The organism is Thermogutta terrifontis, from assembly GCF_002277955.1.
GTDB classification, from domain to species: domain Bacteria; phylum Planctomycetota; class Planctomycetia; order Pirellulales; family Thermoguttaceae; genus Thermogutta; species Thermogutta terrifontis.
In genome coordinates this window covers 4,310,121-4,328,281 of sequence record NZ_CP018477.1, presented here as the reverse complement: position 1 = coordinate 4,328,281, position 18,161 = coordinate 4,310,121, and the positions used below count along the sequence as shown (strand labels likewise).

The following is an 18,161-nucleotide window of genomic DNA, read 5'->3' as shown; positions in this document are numbered from 1 at the left end:
AGACACAAAAACCTTGGCCATTAGAAAAGGTGACTGATATATGAAGACTCTCATGATCGGGATGTTATCCGTTGTCATTGCGATTATTGCATTGATGCTCGCCGGTGCAGTGGGGCGTGGTGCGGAGTTTCCTGAACATCCGCTGTCCGGCGACTACAGGCGAGCCGCTGATGAATTGGCGAAACCTCTGCAGAATAAAGAACCAAAAGTTCAAGAGTCGCTTCTCTCTGAAGCCATCGACCGCGCTGTTGCTTGTTTGCCGTCGGAATCGTATATCTCCGCGCGATTGCGGGACATGAAAAGCCGAATGGCCGCCGGCGGTGATCAGTCCGAAGTCCTTACTGCACTGAAAAACATTGTTGAGGACCTGCGATTCCGTCCAATAGCCGAGGCCGATTTGCCAGTTGGATTTCCACCCTGCACCCCTGTCGGTGAGGTGGAGGTCAAGCGATATCCCGGCTATCGGGCGGCGGTTACCCGCGACAACGGCACGGCATTCTGGCGACTTTTTGCTCACATCAAAAAGAATAATGTGGCCATGACGGCACCAGTTGAGATGACACTCGAAGAAAACGGCCAGCGGCCGGTCCTCATGGCTTTTTTTTACGAACGGCCAGATCAGGGCACTCCCGGTGAGGACGGTACCGTGGAGGTCCGCGATTTGCCAGGCGGTTGGTTCGTGAGTACCGGAATCAGAGGTCCCCGATCGAATCAGGCCCTCCAGCTTGCCCAGCAGCGCGTGGAAGAGTGGCTGGGGCATCACAGGGATAAATGGCAAGTCGCGGGACCACCACGGCTTTTGGGTTACAACAGCCCCTTCATACCATGGGATAAATATTACTGGGAATATCAGCTACCGGTGCGCGAAAAGTCTTCATCCGACAACTGAGGACGGTTTCCCGGCCTTTGTATCCGCACTGCCCCCATTTTGAAAGATACAAACCTGGGGACAGGCCGCTGCCCCCAGGCTTGTCTTTCAAATTTAGCAAGAATGGTGTTTACGCTGCGCCTATGTTACGGCTTTTATTCATACCTGGTGGAGTGCTTCGACGACCAGGTCGCCGACTTGCGAGGTGGTGTAACCCATCTTTCCCGCAGCCTGACTTTTCATCTTTGTGCCTGTGACAATTTGGATGGCCTTGTTGACGCGTTCCGCTGCCCGTTCGTGGCCGGTGTGTTCGAGGAGCATTCCCGCCGCCGCGATGGCTGCGATCGGGTTGATCATGCCTTTTCCCGTGTACTTGGGGGCGCTGCCGCCCATCGGTTCGAACATGCTCGTGCCGCCTGGCTCGGGATTGATGTTGGCCCCGGCAGCAACTCCCATCCCTCCCTGAATTATGGCGGCCAGGTCGGTGATGATATCCCCGAACATGTTGGTCGTCACAATGACGTCGTAATGTTCGGGATTCTTGACCATCCACATGCAGCACGCGTCGACGTGGTTGTAATCGGTTTCGATGTCGGGGTATTCTCGGGCGACTTCCTGGAAGGTACGCCACCAGAGATCGTGCCCATAAGTCAACACGTTGGTCTTCGCCACCAGAGTCAGCCGTTTCTTTTTGTTGCGTTTGCGGGTGTATTCAAACGCCCAGCGGATGCACCGCTCACAACCTTTGCGGGTGTAAATGGCAGTCTGGATGGCTACTTCGTCGGGGGTTCCCTTTTTCAAGAAGCCACCGATGCCTGCGTAAAGGTCTTCCGTGTTCTCCCGCACCACCACAAAGTCGATATCATCCGGGCCCTTGCCGGCGAGGGGAGTTTCAACGCCGGGATACAATTTGACCGGACGCAGATTGATGTACTGGTCGAATCGGAACCGCAATTCCAGAAGAAGCCCCCGTTCCAGGATTCCCGGCGGCACCTGTGGATGGCCGATCGCCCCCAGGAGGATAGCGGGAAAGGTTTTCAACTCCTGGAAGACGTCTTCCGGAAGCACCTCTCCCGTACGCAGATAGCGCTCTCCTCCCAGATCAAATTCGCGAAGTTCGAGCTGGATGCCCTCGAGTTGGGCAACCGCTTTCAAAACCTTAACAGCCTCGGCCACCACCTCGGGGCCCGTACCATCGCCCCCAATGACAGCAATTCGCAACGGATTGATTGGATTTGTCATAGGTTGTCCTTCCGGCAAAACTCAGGCGTCTACTGAATCGTACTGTAAACCGTTGATTCTAAATGGCAGCCGGGAAAGAGAAAAGTCATTGCTGTCTGTGAAGTTCAGCCACTGTGGAGGCGGCAGGCAAGATAGGGGTAATGCATGAATTGCGTGAGTCATCGCCGCTTTTCTCCTGCCGGAAAACGGCGCGGACCTCGACAACGCCTTGAGCGGAAGCGAGATTCAGGCCCGTAGGAGTTGCTTGTCCTCTCCATGTCCCCACATGGGACAGCCCACGCCACCGACCAGTCTCCGCTGTTTACTTTTAGATTTGTAGGGGCAATTCATGAATTGCTCCTACAACACTTCTGGTCTTGGGCGTTTGACCGGTGCTAACAAGTCGACATGGGGCAGGCTGGAATCGGGCTCTGCCGGATGCTGACCGATTCGGCAGGCCTTCGCCGGTTAACGCCCCTTGTTCAGCTTGATGTGGAGCATGGATCGCTTGAGGTCATTGGGGAGAGTTCACCCCGGTGACCCGGTGCTGTCGCGCGGGCACACCAAAGGCCCTGAATTCCAGGCGGGAACCTGCCACCGTGTGGTACACTCAAAAGGAGAGACGATCCGCTTGGGTTTTCTGCTTTCGCCGGTCGCCTCGGTTCCGGAAATTTGGGAGTTGTCATGGGTGTGGGATCCAAACATAACCTATTCGTGGCGCGATTGTTGGCACTTTTGATCGCGGCCGTGTCCTTTGTTGCCTCTTGCGCTGTTGCGGACGAACTGGTCGATGGTATTAGACGTCAGACCGAGGCATACCGGCAAAAACTGGAGTCTCTGGCGCGGTGGTGCGAAAGCCAGGGGCTGACGGAAGAGGCCGAACGAACCCGTCGCTGGCTTCACCCGGTCCTGGAAGACCGCCTTCTGGTGCCCATCCTGCCGCGCAAGATGGGGACGCTGGAACCTCCGGAGGGAGAGTCGCCGGTCCGTCAAGATTGGTACAGACGCTGGGCAGCCCTGAGAAAAGAGCAGGCCGACGCCCTGTTCGCACTGGCCCGCGGTGCCATCCGGCAGGGACGAGCTGCCCTTGCTCTGGACCTGGCCCTGGCGGCCCTTCACGAGAATCCCGATCACGAAGGGCTGCGTCGGCTTTTCGGTTTTCAGGCCTATTCTGGATACTGGCGCACAGCCTATGAAGTCCGCCGATTGCGAGCAGGAGATGTGTGGCATGAACGTTTCGGCTGGTTGCCCAAAGGTTATGTTGCCCGTTATGAACAGGGGGAACGGTTCTATCAAAATCGCTGGATCTCGGCAGAAGAGGAACGCAGGCTCAGAAGCAGTCTTCAAAACGGCTGGGTCGTGGAAACTGAGCATTATCGGGTTTTGACGAATCACAGCCTGGAAGAGGGAGTTCGGCTGGCCGAGCAATTCGAGCGGCTCAATGAAGTGTGGAGTCGTCTCTTCATTCGGTTTTACACGACCGACGCCCAGATCCGTGCGCTCTTCGATCTTCGTAATCGGCCTCCGGTGACCAATCCGGTGCAGCACCGCATTGTCCTTTTCCGCAATCGCGAGGAGTACAACGCAGCGCTGAAAAGTCGCTATCCGCAGGTCGAGCTCAGTGTCGGACTGTACGACGGTGCGACGCGGTGCTGCTATTTTTTTGCGGGACCGGGTTTCGATGCGTCCACTGCCTACCACGAAGCGACGCACCAGTTGTTCCAGGAAGTCGGCCGATCGGTGCCAAATCCCGGGTTCCGGTGCAATTACTGGGTGATCGAGGGGGCAGCCATGTATTTGGAGACCCTCCGCCAGGAAGGGGATTTCTTTGTGCTCGGAGGAATTGATACACCACGGCTGCTGGCCGCCCGCGTGCGGTTCCTCCAGGATCGTTTTTATATTCCCCTGGAAAAGTTTTGCAGTTTAGGAATGGAGGAATTCCAAACCGACTCGCGGATTGGCGCCCTTTACAGTCAGGCGGCGGGATTAACGCAATTTTTCATGCATTTTGATGGGGGCCGTTACCGGGATGCCCTGGTCAACTTCTTGGCAACCGTGTACCTGGGCCGTGATAACCCGAGCAGCCTTTCCCAATTAACCGGTGTACGATTCTCGCAACTGGACGAGCAATACGCGGCGTACATGAGATCTCTGCCCAACCTTCCGATGATGCGGATCGAAGAAACGACACGGGAGTCAAAGTCTGATCTTGGACAGTAACAATTTCTGACGACGCTGTCTGGACCGACGCACATCTCTTGGCTGAGGTCGCAAACATTTTCGGCGAGCGGGGTCCACAGGCCAGTTTTTGGGGTTTCCGCACAACATGGAACCGTCCGCAAATCTTTTTGTATAGCATTTGACACTAGCGGAATCGTGGGTAACATAGTATGGGGCGCTCAGATTTCGGCCATTGCGCTAGTGCCCCCTCAATAAAGTGCCGTAAGATAGTGAATCTGGGTTGAATAACTTATTTGCGTGTTTTGGGAAATAGGCAGTTCCGCATAGTTGTGACGGGCCGAACGGTTGCCGGAGGGGTTAATTATCTGGGGGACGAGCATCGCGGTCGATGAGTCTGGTGGTTGCGACTGCGCACCGAGCGGTGAGGTAGTCGTGATGAGCGGAGCTTGGTTCAGGCGTGGGCCTGCTGCGCTGGATCGCGGTCGGACCATGTGATACTAGGAGGACTCAGAGCACGGTTTGGATTCCGTCATGCGTTGAGCTAAACGCGGTGACGGCATCGGTCAAGGTCCCGATTTCGGCGGAACGCCAGTCGCAAAATGTGGGTGAAGTTGGACGAAAGGGGGTGAAACCGGCAGAAAGGAGGCCAAGGTGTCGTGAGGAGGCTTTGTTTATCCTCGAGCGACTCAGCGAGAGGTCCGCAGGTATGGCCTTTATTGAAGTCTATTGTCCTCACGGACATCGATTGAAGGTCCGCGAAGAATACAGCGGCCGAACAGGCGCCTGTCCTGTTTGTGGAGCCAAGGTCAAGGTTCCTGAGAAGAAACAGAGTCTCAGTGAAGATGAAATCTTGAAGCTCTTGGGAGAGGCTCCACCCCCTCGTCCGGAAAACCCTGTTGCCGAGTCCGGCCCCGAGGGGCCATCCCCACCAGCGCCTGCGCGGTTACCGAAGAAGATTTGCGAAAAGTGCCATCGCGAAATCATCGCCGCCACGCGAATTTGTCCTTACTGTCACACCTACCTGGGCTTTAAGGATTTGACCGTTTAAGTCTCGTCTCCGCAGCTTATCAGATCGAACTGGATGCGATTTCCTCGCCAGAAGAGGCTCTGTAGTTTCGCCAGGAACTATCCTGCTCGGCCGGGCCTCAGGGATTTTTGGTCCAGTAGACATTTGGGCATGGTCTCGCGTAATGGCTATACCAGACCCCCATCAAGTAGGGAGATACTTGGCGTGCGGCAGAGTATAAGATTGAGTATAGTAATGCTCGGGAAATGGTCTTGGGCCGGGATGTTGCGGAAACGATTCGATCTTCCGTTGTTCAGCGTTGACACATGCAAAATAGTTTGTGCCGGTATTGCGGAAAAGCCGGGCTGAAAGGAAGTTGAAAACATCAAATCCTCAAGAACGGTTAAGGGAGGTGTTGCCCTTCGATCGATGAGTGAGCGGTCCATCTCGATTGTCAACTGGGAGACGCTGGCCGGCGTTCTAGGACCTTGCGATCAGCACGCTCGGATGATTCGGGAGGTGCTGGGAGTCCGGGTAACGGCCAACAACAATAAGATCTATGTCAGCGGGGAAGACGCCGCGGTGCTCCAGGCCACTGAAATTTTGGAGCGACTGCAATCGCTCGTCCGCCGCAACGGGTCGGTAGCGCCTGAGGAAGTTCGCCGTCTGTTACTGGAGGTACAAGCAGGCCCGATTCAGGAAGATGTCCCGCCCATTGAGGTGTTCGGAGGACGGCGCGTTTATCCGCGCACGCCTGGTCAGGCCCGATATGTGTCGGCCATTCAGAAGCACGATATTGTCTTCTGCATCGGTCCGGCGGGGACAGGCAAGACTTACCTGGCGGTTGCGATGGCCGTGGCGGCCCTCCGCGAGCAGCGGATTCGCAAGGTTGTGCTTACTCGACCTGCCGTGGAGGCTGGGGAGAGCCTGGGATATTTGCCGGGCGATCTTCAGGCGAAGATTTCGCCGTACCTGCGACCGCTCATGGATGCGCTCCGGGACATGGTCGGGTACGACGTGGCCGCTCGTTACGCCGAGGAGGAACGCATCGAAGTGCTGCCCCTCGCCTACATGCGCGGTCGCACACTCAACGAGGCATTCATGATCCTTGACGAAGCCCAAAACACCACCGTTGCCCAGATGAAGATGTTCCTCACCCGGATGGGGCATCAATCCAAGATCGTTGTGTCGGGAGACACGACGCAGATCGATCTTCCTCCCCACACAAAAAGCGGGCTGGTGGATGCATGGACGAGACTTCGCCACATTCCGGGAATTGCACAGGTTGAATTGACCAGGGCAGACATTGTCCGGCATCCCCTCGTTCAGGCTATTGTCGATGCCTACGAAGGGCGATCACCGAGGCGGGGCCGGAATTCTGAAGCCGGTCCGGAACATAGGGGAGCGGAATGCTCAGAGATTTCCGAGCCCACGAGCGAACAGGTACCTGATGCGTAAGGGAGGCGTGCAATCGGCCTTCTAAATTTTGGTGCACCAAAACGGAAACGTGCGGAACGCCTGGCCGGCCTGGTCCAGGTGCCCACTAAATGGGAGCTGGCCTGGAACCGTCTCCGCCGCACAGAAGTGGGGTTACGAGCGGTTCTTGGCCTCGTGGCGGTGACCCTATTGACTGTGAGCATCCATGGGATGCTGCCCCCCCAACCAGAGCGGCCGGGCAACTTGGCAATCGATGCACGCTACGGTCTGCCGGCCGGCACTCTGCATTGGCACCTTCTTCGGGGATCCGAGTCCGAGGCGGCGGAATCGGAGGAAGGGCTTCCCCCCGGGCGAGTCGCCTGGTTCCACGCTGTGGAGCAATTTATCGCCGTCTGGCTTTTGATGGCCGGCCTTTTGGGAGTCGTTGCCCTCTATCTTTTCTTCCGGGAACGCCGTGTGCTGGTGAAACTGCATTCCCTCACCAGCGTGCTGGTTCTTTTGGTTGTGACTGTGACGCTGGCCCAATGGCTTGCCAGAGAGGTCCCTTACGCTGAGCTGATCCCCATGATCATATTTGGGCAGACGCTTGCCGTGGCCTATCACCGCGAGCTGGCCCTCCTCTTCGCTGGGGTCATGATCGTGGCGGTCGTACTTGGTACAGGAATGGAAGTGGGGGCCGTCTTGTTATGGGGCGCTGTTGTCGCCTGGGCAATCCTTCAGCTCGATTCCATTCGCACGCGGACCAAACTGCTTTACGTTAGCATGGGGGCGGCTGTGGTGGGGGTTGCTGTTCGGTTGCTGGTGGCCCTGCTGAATCGGGTGCCGGTCGATGCCGTGCTGTTGGCCGAGTTAGGCCGCCTGGCCCTCGCCTGCGTGGTCAGCGGGTTCCTTATGGAGGGGTTGCTCCCCTTCGTGGAACGCTTCTTCGGGGTGCTCACCGATATGTCGCTTCTGGAGCTAAGCGATCTGTCACACCCGCTTTTGCGCGAGCTGGCACGCCGGGCCCCCAGCACATACAACCACTCGATCAATGTAGGAGCACTGGCGGAGGCAGCCGCCGAGTCGATCGGTGCCCGCGGATTGCTTGTCCGGGTGGGAGCGTATTTCCACGACATCGGGAAGATGCTCAAGCCGGGATATTTCATCGAAAACCAGGCCGATGCCCCCAGCAAGCACGAGACCCTTGAACCAACCATGAGCAGCCTGGTCATCATCGCCCATGTGAAAGACGGGGCGGACCTTGCCCGCCAGCATCATCTTCCTGAGTTGATCATCGATTTTATCGAACAGCATCACGGAACAACGCTTGTGGAGTATTTCTACGAACGCGCCCGGGGAAAGCAGGAGAGTCAGCCGGAGGCACCCAAGGTGGATGAAAACAACTTCCGCTACCCGGGGCCGCGACCACAAACCAAAGAGGCAGCTGTTCTCATGCTGGCTGATGCTGTGGAAAGTGCCGTCCGCAGCCTGAAGGATCCCGCCCCATCACGCATTGAGGCGGTGGTGCGAGACATCGCCGAGAAGAAACTCCATGAGGGGCAGTTTGACGATACCAATCTGACGCTACGAGAGCTCCGCACCATTGAAGACAGCCTCATCAAGTCACTCGTAGCGATGTACCATGGGCGGATTAAGTATCCAGAGCGACGCACGGAAGACCGAAAGGAGACGGAACGTCGCTCGGAATCGGTGACCGCCCCACATCGGCAGCAGGCGACCGCGCGGGCAAACGGCAACAACAGCCCCAAGAACAGTGGCGGTGGCGACACCTCGAATGCTGCCGTCTCACCGGCAGGCGGTCAAACAGGTTCTCCATCGGAGAATGGCTGAGACCGTGCCCTCCAACGGGAATCGGCCTGGATCCCGTGCAGCACCTTTCCTGGCGATTCCCTGGACCCTAACGGTTGTGTGGGATTGGCAGGGTGAAACGCTCGCGGCCGATGGGAAATCGGCGCCCCATCCGGCATGGAATATGACCTTACAAAATGTGTGCTATATTCCATTAGAAAGCAGCGATTCATGACATGGAAACGGTGGTTGCTTTGACCGCCGGTTGACATCGTGGGGTCGTGCCACGCGGTGGCGCGACGGAGAGTTAAGCGGACCTAATTTTTCAGGAAAGGGATTGGCCGTGTCAGACTTCGATCTTCCTCAACCCCCGGAGACAGGTGCTACCGATCCGGAAAACAAGGCATCACAAACTGCCGTCGAATCGCAGCAGCCGCAGCCCCAGCAGGCGGCTCCACCTCGGGTCACTCTGCAGATCGATGACAGCAAGGTGACGGCCAGTTACGCGAATTTCTGTCGTGTGACTGGAACGCCGGAAGAGGTCATCATTGACTTCGGTTTGAATCCGCAGCCGATCGGGATTCCTTCCCAGCCGATCGTGGTGAGCCAACGGATTGTTATGAATTTTTACACCGCCAAGCGGATGCTGCACGCCCTCCAGCTTACCATCCAGCGGCACGAAGCCACCTTCGGTGTCCTCGAAACGGACATCCAGAAGCGTGTTCGGGCGATGCCGGCCGTTGCGCCTCGCCCGAATCAATGAGGAAATCCGGCGCAGCTGGCAAGCGTTCGGATTGAATGAATTAACTTAAAAGCAACTCCGTGGGTGCAAGGCGCCACGTGAGCTCATGCAGATCACGTGGCGCGATTATTTTCTTGGGGAAATAGTGTTCGGTCTTACAGGCTGCACCGGGAACCAGGTGGCTTCCCCTTCGACCAATTTGATTATTCGGTTGGCCGGGACATGCGACCAGCGATCGATGCGTCCGCTCGGCCAGGTGACTTCGATGAGCTGAGCTTCCCTGTGCTCCCGGAGGCCGAAATGGAGTCGTCGGCCCCAGTCACTCTGATATCCGCGTCCGCTGTGGACCTCGTCATACTGGACAAGGTTGCCAGCCACCACTTTGACTCTGGCGCCAATTGCACTCCGATTGCTTGTGCGACCTTCCAGGATGAGTTCCATCCAGTTGTAGGGAGTCGGTGTTTCGTTGCGCAGGATCGTGGGTGCTTCCCGGGAATTGAGGACGACGATATCGATACGTCCGTCATTGTCGAGGTCGTCCCCGGCCGCTCCGCGGCTGCTCTTGGCAACCTGGAGTCCGTCGCCACTTTGGGCGCTGACGTTGACGAACTGGCCGTCGCCTTGGTTCATCAGAACAATGTTTTTCGCGCGGTACGATGTGCTGCGGTCGCGAAGTTCCACGTTATCATCCAGATGACCACACGCGATAAACACGTCCTTATCACCGTCGTTGTCGAAGTCGGCAAGGACAACACCCCAGGTCACGTATGGATAGCTTCCCGCGCCTGCTCCAGTGACGGCGGTTGCGTCCTCAAACAATGCTTTGCCAAGGTTGCGGTAGAACGTGACCGTCTCGTTCTGGTAGGACGTCATGAAGAGGTCCAGCCAGCCATCGCGGTTCAAGTCGGCGCAGTCCGCTCCCATGCTTGCCTGAGGGGAACCGCTGGCATCGTAGGCAACGCCACGCAAGATAGCAGCTTCGTCGAAGTGGCCTGACCCATCATTAATAAGAAGAAAGTTTTCTCGCACGTCATTGCAGATGAAGATGTCGTCATCCCCATCGTTATCGAAATCCCCGGCAACCATTCCCATGGTTGTTCCGGCCAGTTGGGCGATGCCCGAGGCTTCTGAAATATCCGCGAAAGTACCGTCTCTCTGATTATGATAGAGAGTATCGGGAATCGCCGTATAGTCGAGCGGTCCGGGGTAAGAAGGAACGCCGTTAATGGTCCTTGAAATATGCAGGTCAAAATTAAAGTGAATATAATTGCCAACATATAAATCTACCCATCCGTCCCGGTCGATATCCAAAAAGCACACACCGGCCCCCATTTTCTCGCCGTTGGCCGTTCCCGTCTGTTGGGTAACATTGGTAAAGGTTCCATCGCCGTTATTTCTGTAAAACACATTCGGCCCGAAGTTGTTGATGTAGATATCCTCGTCACCGTCGTTGTCGTAATCGGCCGCAGCAACTCCGAGCCCGTAGCCTGTGTCTCCGACCCCAGCTTCCTCGGTGGTGTCCACGAATCGCCATTCGCCCAGATTTCGGTACAAATGGTTTCGGGGAGAAGGTGGCCCGGTGTAGCCTGGAAGCGAAGCACCATTCAGGAAATAAATATCAATCCAACCATCATTGTCATAGTCGAACAGGAGGAGGCCAGCCGACATGGGCTCAATCACATACCGTCGGCCGCTGCTGCCATCTGTATGGATGAACCGAATCCCGCAGGAATCCGTGACGTCGCGAAAACAGAAGGACAAAGGGGCAGACTTTGTCGAAGGGTTCTCGATCTCCTGGTCGGCGCAGGCTGAAGTAGGCTGCGCGTTGGAACCTGTGATTTTGCTGCTGTGAGGCTCGGCCTGGTCGGCTGGATGGCATCCCGGCACCAGGAGAATTTCAAGGAAAAGGATTGATGTCATCAGAAAAGCAAAGCCCACCTTCAATGGCCTGCAAGCCACTGATCGCACGCATGCCATCGTTAAAATACACCAGCCCGTGGTCATAAAGCTCTTCGGCCGCTATGTGCTCAAGCTGTCACGGTTTTTTATTTGAGGAGTCGTCCGAAGGCATTTCGCCCTGTGATTGTGTGTTTGTGGGGTGGTCTCCACCGCCCGGAGAAACATGTTGCGTGACCGGCGCGAGGGACGCCAGTTCTTTGAGCCGAATTTCGGCCAGAAGCTGCCGAGCTACAGGTTGGTCGGGTTGAAGTTGAATTGCCCGTTGCGCAAATGCTTTTGACTGATCAACTGCATTGCGCGATAAAAGAAATCGCGCCGCGCCACTGTAAGCTTCAGCCAGCTTTCGAGCGAGATCTTCTCGCTCGTCAAAGCGCCGCCGCTTCTCCCGCTCGCTTTCACGCTCAGACTCACGCAGCTGTTTGAGCCGCTGGGCCAGTTTGTCGGCTTCGGACTGGTAGCCCTGCCGAACCAGGGCAAGCGATAAACCATATAGGGCGGACGAGTCGTTGGGGTTACGAGAAAGAGCCAATTCGTACATGAGTCGCGCCTTGGTCAAATCATCCTTACGCAGATAACACTCTCCGAGCATGGTGTATCGCCAGACAGATTCCACCGTGGATGGGAAATCGTTCTCGAGTAGATCGATGGCCTCATCAATTTTTCCGGACTTAATGAGTACATCGCCCAGCTCCAGAAGTGGTTCCACTGCCCTTGGGCTGAGGCGAAGCGTCTCGCGATATTCGCTAATGGCCGCTTCATAGTCGCCGCGTAGAGCCCGGACGATTGCCACCCCATGATGGGCAAAAGGATAGGTGGGATCAATGCTGATCGCGCGGCGCCACAATTGTTCTGCCTTATCGAGATCCCCCCGGTGAAACCTCAGCCGGGCGGCAAGTTCCAGCATTTCCACGCGGTCCGGGAACGCGATTTCCAGCCAATGGGCAACCAGATCCATTTCCTCCGTGATCTGCTGAGTCGTCTGCGGCACGGGTTTATTAACGAATTCGGGAGCGATAATGCCTGTTGTTGGACGAGTATGTGGTGAGTGATGAGGTTGTTTTTGGAATAATGGCCTCCAGAGAAATAACGCAACAAGTCCAGCTACGCCGCTAACCCCTGCCAACACGACCACCCAAGCCGGAACGCGTCTGCGCAGGATCATCTCTGTGTGGCCTCCCTCACATGGCTTCGATCGGTGCTGATCGAGAAGCCTATTTTGGAGAGCCTTTTGCCCGTGGTAACCGTAGGACTTCGAAACGCTGAGTTCCTTCTTTGATTTTAATAAAACAATCGACCGGAACGTTCCTTAGTGTATCTGTAGTGCCACTTAACCACCGAACTTCGATTTGGTCAATGTGATTGTGCTGGCCTAAACCAAAATGGAGCCTTGAACCCCAGTACGATTGATAGCCGCGTCCCCCCAGCTTTTCCTGGACGAGTTTTAAATCCCCTGCAGTAAGCGTGACCTGACTGCCAACGCCATCGCGATTTGTCTTGGTTCCCTCGAGAATAATCTGAATCCAGTGATTTCCGTTATTCGTTCGGTTTTCAATGATGGTGGGAGCGCTGCGAGAATTGAGAACCACAATGTCGATATCTCCATCGTTGTCAAGGTCGGCGAAAGCCGCTCCGCGACTGGCCTCGACGGGCGCGAGCCCGTCGCCGCATTCGTCTGTAATGTTTCGAAAATGTCCCTTACCGTCGTTCATCAAAACGAGATTGCGGACCCGCCACGCGGTGGCCGAGCTTCGGGCCTCGATATTATCTTCCGTGTGCCCGTTGGCAATAAAGATATCCAGGTCACCATCATTATCGAGATCCACCAGGCCAACGCCCCAGTTGACATGAGCGTACGTGCCTTCGCCTGCACCTGTAAGCTGGGTAACGTCTTCAAAGTAGCCGCCACCGAGATTCCGGTATAGGACCGCCAACTCGTCTTCGTAGGCGGTCATGTAAAAATCCAACCACCCATCACGATCCACGTCGCCGCAGTCCACGCCCATACTGGCATTTTCTTCCCCGTATGCGTTGTAGGCGACCCCACGCTCGATCGCGGATTCAGTGAAATGACCGGTGCCATCATTGATAAACAAGAAGTTCTCTGCGACGTCGTTGAGGACGAAGATATCGGTGTCGCCATCATTATCCACATCGGCCGCCACCATCCCCATGGCAGTCCCTTTCACGGAAGCGATTCCGGAAGCCTCGCTGATATCGGTAAACGTTCCGTCGCCATTGTTGCGATAGAGAGAATCAGGAATGGGTAAATAGTCTCGCGGTGACGGATAAGATCGCATACCGTCGATCATCCGCACGACATTCATACTTGGATCGAACCGCAGATAATTCCCCACATAGAGATCGAGAAAACCGTCGCGATCGACATCCAGAAAAAGTGCCCCGGCCCCGACGTAATCGGCCGGCCCGGCGGTTCCGGTCTGTGACGTGATGTCGGTAAATGTTCCATCGCCATTATTGCGATAAAAAACATTAGGTCCATAATTGTTCACATAGAGGTCGGGATCGCCATCATTGTCGAAATCCCCCACCGTCACGCCAAGTCCGTATCCTGTGTCGCCCACACGCGCCCGGTCGGTCACGTCGGTGAATGTCCAGTCTCCGTTATTCCTGTACAGCGCGTTTCGCGGATTAGGCGGTCCCTTGTAACCGGGAAGTGGAGCACCATTCAGAAAATAAATGTCAATAAAGCCATCATTATCGTAGTCAAAAAGTGCAAGGCCGGCACTCATGGGCTCGATAATATAGTGCTCGCCACTGCTGCCATCGGTGTGTCGGAATGTAATGCCAGAGCTTTTGGACACATCTTTCAGGACGATACTGCTGCTGGCCGAGCGGCTCGTGGCTGAGGAATCGACGCCACGACGGCAACTCGTTAGGCACAATACCACCGCCCCGGCGACCAGCGTGAGATAAATCAGGCGGTTATTGAGATATTGTCGCGATAACATAGATGAACTTCTGTATATCAGTGCGGCATCTCATCGACGCTCTTGCTTAAAAAAGTACTTTCGCCTTCCGTGAAGGTGATGAACCGATCTACCGGGAGATGCTCAAAGACCTGTGTCTTTCCAGAAGGCCAGTGGATTTCAATCCGGTCAATTACTGCTGCCCGGCCCAAACCGAAGTGGAGCCGCGGCCCCCAGTAGCTTTGATAACCTCGCCCGCTGTGGACCTCGTCCACCTGAGTGAGCCCCCCTGCGACGATCCTGATTTTTGCACCAACAGCATCGCGATTTGACTGCACGCCGCGCAACGTGATCTGGACCCAGTGATTTCCGCTGCGCTGGTCGTTGCGAATAATTGTTGGTTTTTCCCGAGAGTTTAAGACGACAATGTCGATGTCGCCATCATTGTCGAGATCTCCAAATACCGCGCCGCGGCTACTAAAGACGGGATCGAGACCATCGCCGCAGCGACGACTGACATCCTCGAATGTGCCATTTCCGCGATTGAGAAGGAGAATATTCCGAACTGCATAGGCTGTGGAGTCGTCGTAAAGGTCAATATTGTCTTGAAGATGACCGCAGGCGATAAATAAGTCTTTCCAGCCATCGTTATTAAAGTCGATTAAACCAGTTCCCCAGTTCACGTAGGGGAGGCATCCCTGCCCGGCCCCAGTCACAACGGTGACGTCTTCCAAAGTTCCATTGCCCAGATTCCGATAGAGGACGGGCAGCTCTGCCTGGTACGAAGTCATGAAGAAATCAAGCCAGCCGTCGTTATCGTAGTCACCGCAGTCGATGCCCATGCTCCCAAGTTCATCCCCGCTGCCGTTGTAGGCAAAGCCGGTTTCCAAACCAACCTCTTCGAAGTGTCCCTGCCCATCGTTGCGGAAGAGAAAATTGCCCGCCACATCATTGAGGACAAACACATCGGTGTCACCATCATTGTCGTAGTCGGAACACACGATTCCCATTCCTGAGCCGGCGTGCGTTCCGATGCCCGTTTCCATACTGACATCGGTGAATGTTCCGTCCCCGTTGTTGCGGTAGAGCTGATCTGGCTCGGGCGGAAAATCGCGTGGCCCGGCATACATCGGGTAGCCCTTGACGTAGTGGACGCGATGGCTCTGTTCGGTGAATTTCACGTAATTGGCCACATAGAGGTCGAGGTCTCCATCGTTGTCATAGTCCAGGAAGGCAGCCCCAGCACCCATGCGATTTCCACCGCCCACGCCGGCCTGGTCAGTGACATCAGTAAACGTTCCATCGCCATTATTATGGTAAAGTTTATTTGGGCCATAGTTATTCACGAATATATCCGGCCAGCCATCATTGTCATAATCGCCCACCGTGACCCCCATGCCAAAGCCTGTATCGCCCACACCAGCCTGGTCGGTCACGTTGGTGAAGTGCCAGTTGCCATCGTTGCGCCACAACTCGTTACGAGGGGGCGGATTGCGAGCTGGCGCACCCGGTAGCGGCGCTCCGTTGACAAAGTAGATATCCAGAAGGCCGTCGTTGTTGTAATCAAAGAGGGCCAGTCCACACGTCACCGTTTCCATAATGTAACGGCGACCGCTGCTTCCATCGGTGTGAACAAAGGTGATGCCAGTCTCCTTCGTGACGTCGCGCATGAGAGGAATGCGGGATTCAGAAGGCGTGGTTTCCCGGCGGCACCCGACGAATCCCAGCATGGCCGCCAGGGCGCCGATGAGCACAAATCGCAAGAACAGACTTACCAGCGGGATGGATTGAGGAATCGTTGTTCTCACGGCGTCCGGCGGAGACTTTCGAGCAACCTCTGATACTGGTCGTTGGACGGATCCAAGCGGGCGGCTTCTTGAGCAGCGGCGAGTGCTGCCGGGGTATCTCCATCCCGCTGCGCGGCGAGGGCCAGGATGAAGAAGAACTGGGGTGCTGGTTCGCGGGCCACGGCCCGCAGGGCCAAAACGTGCGCGTCGAAGGGACGCCGGCCGGCCGTGATGTACAGCGAAGCCAGCGCCGCGTATCCCCCGGCCTCCAGGGGAGTCAGCTCAATCGCCCGACGATACGCAGCTTCCGCCTCTTCAAATTTTTTGAATTCGGCAAAAACTTTGCCCGCGGCCATTTGAGCTTCCAGCGAGTTGCCGTGTTTCTGGCGGTAATCGCGGAGAATCGATGTCGCCTCGTTTTCACGCCCAGTTTTGAACTGAAGCCACGCCAGAAGCGGCGGGATTTCCTTTTCGTCGGGATTCAGCTCCTGGCCGCGATTCAAGAGCCGTTCTCCCGTGCTAATATCACCCCGTGCGATATAGATTTTTGCAACGAGCAAATAGGCCCGCGCCACTGCAGCACGGACGGCAGGAAGCTGTGTCTCCTTTTTCAAATCCATTCGGTGTCGCTGTTCGTCACGACGTTTCAACTCTTGGAATCGTGCCAGGTACTTCCGCGCTTCTTCCGTCTGTCCCAGGCGGCTGAGCGCGGTCGATAGAGGATAATACGCATTGGTGTATTCCGGGTTGGCAGTGATCACGTACATGAGATGCTCGCACGCGGCGGAGTAGTCCTTTAAAGGGACGAGAATCTGACCGAGTAGTGCCCGAGCCGGAAGAGAACGCGGGTGCCGACGGAGGCACTCGGTAAGCACCTGCCGGGCTTCCTCGAGCCGACCATCCTGGATGAGGACTTCCGCCAGTTGGACGGGGTAAACCGACGAGTCACGCTCGAGCTCCCAAGCCCTGCGGTAATATTCAGCGGCCTTTTTCAGCTCCCCACGCTCCAGCGCGAGATTGCCGAGGGACTGATACCCGACCGCAAACTTCGGATCCAGCTTCAGTGCCTTTTCCCAGCATTGCGCTGCTTCTTCGGTTTTTCCAAACCGGCCGAGGAGCTGGCCCATCACATCCCATGCATACGGGTCGTCAGGGAAGATGGCGACAGTGTCCTGGGCCAGCTGATTGGCCTCGCGAAGCAATTCGGCCACTTCCGGTGCGGCATCTGCTGCAACCTGAAGCAGGGGGCTGGGCGGATGGGTCCAATCCCACACCAAGCGGAAGAGAACGCCGATCAGCAGGAGACCGGCGCAGCCAGCCCAAAAACGCTTGCGAACCCATAATGAGCGCCTTCGAACTGGCTTTTCCGGTGCGGCCGGCGATTCCGACAAGCTTTCGGCGTCGGAACGGCCTGGCAAATTTTCGTCAGTGAGCCTCATCATCCTCGGCGGAACATGTCGTCTGAAGAAACTTCTGCGGCCGGCCAGGATAGCGGAGCCGACCTTTACGTTGTATTCCCACCCTCGCTGATAGGTTCACTTTATTTGACTTCCGTTTTTTGGCTAACGACCGGAATGAAAACTTCTCTTTTGGTGGAGCATTATCTCCGTGCCATCCGAGGCTGTCTAACAAAAATGCCACGCCGCGAAGAGAGTTGGGCGACGTGGCTATCACTACCGAAATACATCAGTCAGCGTTGCCGAATCCTTACGGAGAGGGTTGAGACGGAGCTGCCCCGCCGCTGCTCCCTGCGCCCAGCTTCTGGAGCATCGCCTGGGCGGTGGCCTTGACTGTATTGATATCCTGGGTGCTCATAATCTTTTTGCCGTCGCCTTCTAGCTCGTTGCCCAAAGCCGGATCGGTCTTTTTGAGCTGTTCAATCAGGTTCATCACTTCTCCCATTGCGCTGCCCGCCTGCTGCAACTTGCCCTCGGCAATCGGTTGCAGGATCTTGATCAACTCTTCCTTGGGGTTGCGTTCGGGCGGCTTAACTGATTTTGCCTGCGAACACCCAATGACCAACACCGTAACCGCCATTACCAAGATCGCGTAGGTCGTCCGCTGAAGCATCGTGGTCTCCTCCCTGCGGCTGTTTGAAACCTGTATCAACCCAAATCGGGCTGAGGCACAGGTGACTGTGCCTCAGCCGCACACTTGCTGACTTACCATGCTCACCGGCCACCGTGTGGCCTGCGACTCGGCGCAGTCATAGACCGCGATTCACGGAGTGCGGAAGAAAACCGCT

At 56.2% G+C, this 18,161-nt stretch carries 14 protein-coding genes; 7 read left to right on the top strand and 7 right to left on the bottom strand.

Going from position 1 to position 18,161, the window contains the following annotated elements; genetic code table 11:
- Window positions 1-40 precede the first annotated feature (40 nt).
- Window positions 41-889: a heme-binding protein gene (locus tag THTE_RS16015; protein ID WP_095416380.1), complete on the top strand. Its 849-nt coding sequence runs from the start codon at window positions 41-43 to the stop codon at window positions 887-889.
- 138 nt (window positions 890-1,027) lie between these two features.
- Here THTE_RS16015 and THTE_RS16010 read toward each other — a convergent pair whose 3' ends face one another.
- On the bottom strand, window positions 1,028-2,110 hold the full coding sequence (locus tag THTE_RS16010) for a 3-isopropylmalate dehydrogenase (protein ID WP_095416379.1): 1,083 nt from the start codon (window positions 2,108-2,110) through the stop codon (window positions 1,028-1,030).
- 663 nt (window positions 2,111-2,773) lie between these two features.
- On the opposite strand from THTE_RS16010, the gene THTE_RS16005 reads away from it, so the two are divergent.
- From THTE_RS16005 to THTE_RS15980, 5 genes are all read left to right on the top strand, one after another.
- On the top strand, window positions 2,774-4,309 hold the full coding sequence (locus THTE_RS16005) for a hypothetical protein (RefSeq protein WP_095416378.1): 1,536 nt from the start codon (window positions 2,774-2,776) through the stop codon (window positions 4,307-4,309).
- 667 nt (window positions 4,310-4,976) lie between these two features.
- Complete coding sequence (locus THTE_RS16000; protein ID WP_095416377.1) at window positions 4,977-5,318, top strand: zinc ribbon domain-containing protein; 342 nt, start codon at window positions 4,977-4,979, stop codon at window positions 5,316-5,318.
- Between the two features lie 387 nt (window positions 5,319-5,705).
- Window positions 5,706-6,734 (top strand): PhoH family protein, encoded by a 1,029-nt coding sequence (locus tag THTE_RS15995; RefSeq protein ID WP_095416376.1) that lies wholly within the window; start codon window positions 5,706-5,708, stop codon window positions 6,732-6,734.
- A gap of 78 nt (window positions 6,735-6,812) precedes the next feature.
- A complete protein-coding gene (locus THTE_RS15990) occupies window positions 6,813-8,543 on the top strand; it encodes an HD family phosphohydrolase (protein WP_095416375.1) in 1,731 nt (576 codons plus the stop codon).
- A 301-nt stretch (window positions 8,544-8,844) separates the two neighbouring features.
- On the top strand, window positions 8,845-9,264 hold the full coding sequence (locus THTE_RS15980; protein WP_095416373.1) for a DUF3467 domain-containing protein: 420 nt from the start codon (window positions 8,845-8,847) through the stop codon (window positions 9,262-9,264).
- Window positions 9,265-9,369: 105 nt separating this feature from the next.
- Here THTE_RS15980 and THTE_RS15975 read toward each other — a convergent pair whose 3' ends face one another.
- Complete coding sequence (locus THTE_RS15975; protein ID WP_207651731.1) at window positions 9,370-10,911, bottom strand: CRTAC1 family protein; 1,542 nt, start codon at window positions 10,909-10,911, stop codon at window positions 9,370-9,372.
- On the opposite strand from THTE_RS15975, the gene THTE_RS18320 reads away from it, so the two are divergent.
- Window positions 10,910-11,095 (top strand): hypothetical protein, encoded by a 186-nt coding sequence (locus tag THTE_RS18320; RefSeq protein WP_207651730.1) that lies wholly within the window; start codon window positions 10,910-10,912, stop codon window positions 11,093-11,095. The genes THTE_RS15975 and THTE_RS18320 overlap by 2 nt on opposite strands.
- A 183-nt stretch (window positions 11,096-11,278) precedes the next feature.
- On the opposite strand, the gene THTE_RS15970 is transcribed toward THTE_RS18320, so the two are convergent.
- The 5 genes from THTE_RS15970 to THTE_RS15950 all read right to left on the bottom strand — a co-directional run bounded on the left by THTE_RS15970 (window position 11,279) and on the right by THTE_RS15950 (window position 17,986).
- Entirely contained in the window at window positions 11,279-12,190 is a 912-nt protein-coding gene (locus tag THTE_RS15970) for a tetratricopeptide repeat protein (protein ID WP_168175875.1), read from the bottom strand.
- A gap of 223 nt (window positions 12,191-12,413) precedes the next feature.
- Window positions 12,414-14,171, bottom strand: a complete 1,758-nt coding sequence (locus tag THTE_RS15965; RefSeq protein WP_095416370.1) for a CRTAC1 family protein — start codon at window positions 14,169-14,171, stop codon at window positions 12,414-12,416.
- 17 nt (window positions 14,172-14,188) lie between these two features.
- Window positions 14,189-15,937, bottom strand: a complete 1,749-nt coding sequence (locus THTE_RS15960) for a CRTAC1 family protein (RefSeq protein ID WP_207651729.1) — start codon at window positions 15,935-15,937, stop codon at window positions 14,189-14,191.
- Window positions 15,934-17,358 carry a tetratricopeptide repeat protein gene (locus THTE_RS15955; protein WP_095416369.1) on the bottom strand — a complete coding sequence of 475 codons (1,425 nt, stop codon included), beginning with the start codon at window positions 17,356-17,358 and terminating at the stop codon, window positions 15,934-15,936. Before THTE_RS15955 ends, THTE_RS15960 begins: the two co-directional genes overlap by 4 nt.
- Window positions 17,359-17,623: 265 nt before the next feature.
- Window positions 17,624-17,986, bottom strand: a complete 363-nt coding sequence (locus THTE_RS15950; protein ID WP_095416368.1) for a hypothetical protein — start codon at window positions 17,984-17,986, stop codon at window positions 17,624-17,626.
- Between the last annotated feature and the right edge of the window lie 175 nt (window positions 17,987-18,161).

Coding starts and splice junctions, on each gene's coding strand:
- THTE_RS16015 (WP_095416380.1), top strand. CDS start 41: ATGAAGACTCTCATGATCGGGATGTTATCCGTTGTCATTGCGATTATT.
- THTE_RS16010 (WP_095416379.1), bottom strand. CDS start 2,110: ATGACAAATCCAATCAATCCGTTGCGAATTGCTGTCATTGGGGGCGAT.
- THTE_RS16005 (WP_095416378.1), top strand. CDS start 2,774: ATGGGTGTGGGATCCAAACATAACCTATTCGTGGCGCGATTGTTGGCA.
- THTE_RS16000 (WP_095416377.1), top strand. CDS start 4,977: ATGGCCTTTATTGAAGTCTATTGTCCTCACGGACATCGATTGAAGGTC.
- THTE_RS15995 (WP_095416376.1), top strand. CDS start 5,706: ATGAGTGAGCGGTCCATCTCGATTGTCAACTGGGAGACGCTGGCCGGC.
- THTE_RS18320 (WP_207651730.1), top strand. CDS start 10,910: ATGGGCTCAATCACATACCGTCGGCCGCTGCTGCCATCTGTATGGATG.
- THTE_RS15975 (WP_207651731.1), bottom strand. CDS start 10,911: ATGTCGGCTGGCCTCCTCCTGTTCGACTATGACAATGATGGTTGGATT.
- THTE_RS15965 (WP_095416370.1), bottom strand. CDS start 14,171: ATGTTATCGCGACAATATCTCAATAACCGCCTGATTTATCTCACGCTG.
- THTE_RS15955 (WP_095416369.1), bottom strand. CDS start 17,358: ATGATGAGGCTCACTGACGAAAATTTGCCAGGCCGTTCCGACGCCGAA.
- THTE_RS15950 (WP_095416368.1), bottom strand. CDS start 17,986: ATGCTTCAGCGGACGACCTACGCGATCTTGGTAATGGCGGTTACGGTG.